Here is a 3531-nt window from a genome sequence, read left to right on the forward strand (position 1 = left end):
GCCCGCAATGATATAGTTATTTTGTTCAATTGTTTCGAACATTGGAACATTCGTGCTTGTTTAGAATTTCGAAATTAGTAATTCGAAATTCTCTTCTTTCATCATTTTGCTACTTTATACCCTGCCTTTTCTATAGCCGCCTCAATGTCTTTCTGTTTTGTCTTTGCGTCATCGTACTGCACGGTTGCGCTTCCGATCTGTACGTCACTCTGGACTACACCGGGTACGCCGCCAAGTGCCTTCTTGACTGCCATGACGCAATGCTGGCAACTCATGCCTTCTATCTTCATTACTGCCTCTGCCATAATATTACCTCCTTTGTCGTTTGATAGCTATAAGCTGACAGCGATTAAACCCGTTTATGGTGTTTATCGAGTTTATCGGGTTTATTGGGTTACACCCTCACGCCTTCCGACTTATGCCTCACTTTTTTGCTATGCGCCATGCGCTTTGCGCTATGCCGTATACCCATTCCGTTTTTCCATGTCCGATCTATTATAGCACGAAAACATATACCTATGGTAGTGAACACTTTCTCCTGCCCTGCGGGAGATCTTTGTTATTCTTCGTCGAGCCCGTTAATCAGCTCGGCGATGAGGCGGCAGTGGTCCGATATCCTTTCGAGGTTGACGAGCATGTCCACGTATATGGGGCCTGCCTCGGCAACGCATAGCTTTTTGTAGAAACGTTCCAGGTGTCTTTCGATGGCCTTTTTGATCTTAACGTCTACCCTGCGCTCCCGTTCAACGACAACGCGTATCAGCATGAGATCCTTGTGCCCGATGAGTGACGCCGCATCGGACAGGTTTTCCATGACAAGTGTCCCGATGTCGCGGAGCTCTTCTTTGGCCGCTTCGGTGAAATAGGCCTTGCGCTTGTATTTTTGTTCGGCCAGTTCTGCAAGGTTGACGGAGTGGTCGCCCATCCGTTCTATGTCATAGGCGAAGGAAGAAAAGGCAAAGAGCCGTTTCGTCAGCGGCTGTGAGAGTTCACCGCAGGAGATGCCCCAGAGGTACTTCGTGATCTCTGCCTGAAGGTTGTCCATAACAAGTTCCATATACATGATGTTCCGCTGCCTGTTCTCTTTGTATTCATAGGCGAGATCCAGGCTTTCCTTCAGCATGTTCTGGGCCAGCATGATCTCCCGGCTCAGTTCTTTTTTCACACAGACAAGGGCGTTGTCGGGGCGGACGAGGCATTTGGGATCGAGGAACTCCGGCCAGAGAGGGAGGACCTTCTTGTCGCCGGGGATGATCCTGCAGACAACATTCGAGAAAGGTGGGAGGATGAAAATGAACAGACATACTATGATTACATTGACAAGAAAATGACCGAGGGCTACCTGCTGGGCAATGCTGGATGAAAGGGTTTTCAGGATCGACAGGAAAGGAGAGAGAAAGACGAGACAAACGAGCGCCCCGGAACATTTGAAGAGAAGATGGGCAAGGGCGGTTCTCCTGCCGTTTAAATCGCCGGCTATGCTGCCGATGAGCGCCGTGGCGGTTGTGCCGATATTCGCGCCGATGACGATGGGGATCGCGTTGTCGATGGAAACGAGTCCCTGCTGGCTGAGGATCACGAGCACCCCGATGGGGATCGCGGATGCCTGGACGATAGAAGTGAAGACAATGCCGATGAGGAGCCCCATAAAGGGGTTTTGAGCCTTCAGGAAATACTGGGTGAAGAAGGGGCTGTTTTTAAGCGGCGTCGAAGCGTCGCCGATGAGGCTGAGCCCGTAGAATATCGTCCCGAAATAAAGAAGGGCCTCGCCGATGACCTTCAGCCGGCCCTTTCCGGCAAAATAAAGGATGATGCCGCCGAAGAGGAAAAGCGGTGAGGCATCGGTCACCTTCCAGACAACAAGCTGCACGGTCAGCGTCGTGCCGATATCAGCGCCGAGGATAATTCCCAGGGAATGGTAAAAGCTGATAAGGCCCGCGCTGACGAGGCCCATGGTGAGAAGCGTTGTCGCCGAACTGCTCTGAAATATGATGGTTGTAAAAAGCCCCGTGATGAGACCATAAAAGGGCCTCTTGACGGAGAAGCGTATATACCCCCGGATGCGGGAGCTGAATACGCCTTGCATCTGTGTGCTCAGTTTCAGCATGCCCAGGAGGAAAAGGGCAATACCTGCCAAAAGAAGGAATATGCTATGTATCATACATCAGCTCACAGCAAGAAGAAGCAGGTTAAGGCTGAGGTTGAGGAGAACCAGATTTTGCTTAACCTTAGCCTTAACCTTAACCTGATTCTTTGATGTCTGCTGCATTTCACGATATCTTGCTGCCGTTGGGGATCGCCTTGTCGAGGGTGAGCAGCACTACCGATGACTTGTCTTCATTTGATGCTGCAAGGAGCATCCCGTGCGACATGATCCCCCTCAACTTTCGCGGCTCAAGGTTCGTCACAACGGCGATCTTTTTGCCGACAAGCTCTTCCTTCGTGTAATACTGCTTGATGCCGGCGACAATGAGGCGCTCTTCACCCACGTCGATAGTGAGCTTGTAAAGTTTATCGGCCCCTTCGATGTCCTCACAGGCCTTGATCTCTGCCACCCTCAGATCCGTCTTAATAAAGTCTTCAAAGGTGATGTTATCCATGTGTTGCTCCTTGTATAATTAGCTATCAGCTTTCAGCTATGAGCTATGCCCTGCCTTTCTCATAGGATGGGCATAGGCGTCGGGCTTTCCTCGCAAACACGCTCATACGCTCCAGCGGCTTACATTCGCTCGCGTTCGGCTTCGGAACTTTTGCTTCGCAAAAGACCGAGCTTCCTCGCCTCACGACGGTTTGCTACAGGAAAGCCCGACGCCTATGCCCTCATTCGGTTCTTCCCTTTGTACCTTCCGTGGTACTCTGCTTTCTGCTCTTCTCATCCTCTCACCCTCTGCTCTTCGCCCTCCGCTCTCTGCTCAATAACTTTATTTTTAAGGATCCCGATGCCATCGATCTCTACCTCTACCTCGTCGCCGGGTACAACAGGGCCCACCCCCGGAGGGGTTCCCGTGATAATGATGTCGCCGGGCAGGAGGGTCATGATCTCCGAGATATAGGAGACCAGATAAAAGACGTTGAAGATCATGTTCCTTGTATTTGAATGCTGTTTTGTGATCCCGTTGACCCTCGTTGCGATATCGAGGTTCAGAGGGTCGATGTCGGAGGCGACCCTCGGACCGAGAGGGCAAAATGTATCGAATGATTTTGCACGTGTCCATTGTCCATCGATCCTCTGCAGGTCACGTGCCGTAACGTCATTGGCGCAGGTATACCCGGCTATGAAGCGATGCGCGTCTTCCTGCTTGACAAATCTTGCCTTGTCCTTAATGACGATGGCAAGCTCCCCTTCATAGTGCACTTCTTTGCTCTGTGCGGGATACAGGATAGAGTCCCCGCTTTTGATGACTGATGTCGGGGGTTTCATAAAGATGATGGGGTATTCAGGAATGGGCATGTTCAATTCTTTTGCATGGTCAATGTAGTTCAAGCCAATGGCAATGATCTTCGTCGGATAAAAGATACCCATCGACGCCT

The 3531-nt window shown here is 50.9% G+C and carries 4 protein-coding genes; all 4 read right to left on the reverse strand.

The annotated features are described in order from the left end of the window. Positions 1 to 101 precede the first annotated feature (101 nt). Entirely contained in the window at positions 102 to 305 is a 204-nt protein-coding gene (locus PHU49_15880; protein MDD5245488.1) for a heavy-metal-associated domain-containing protein, read from the reverse strand. Between the two features lie 254 nt (positions 306 to 559). Then, on the reverse strand, positions 560 to 2161 hold the full coding sequence (locus PHU49_15885) for a Na/Pi cotransporter family protein (protein ID MDD5245489.1): 1602 nt from the start codon (positions 2159 to 2161) through the stop codon (positions 560 to 562). Positions 2162 to 2270: 109 nt separating this feature from the next. Further along, positions 2271 to 2600, reverse strand: a complete 330-nt coding sequence (metG, locus tag PHU49_15890) for a methionine--tRNA ligase subunit beta (protein MDD5245490.1) — start codon at positions 2598 to 2600, stop codon at positions 2271 to 2273. Positions 2601 to 2872: 272 nt separating this feature from the next. Continuing rightward, a partial coding sequence (locus PHU49_15895; protein ID MDD5245491.1) for a fumarylacetoacetate hydrolase family protein occupies positions 2873 to 3531 on the reverse strand: 659 nt, incomplete at its 5' end.

This window comes from Syntrophorhabdaceae bacterium (assembly GCA_028713955.1).
Classification (GTDB): Bacteria; Desulfobacterota; Syntrophorhabdia; order Syntrophorhabdales; family Syntrophorhabdaceae; genus UBA5609.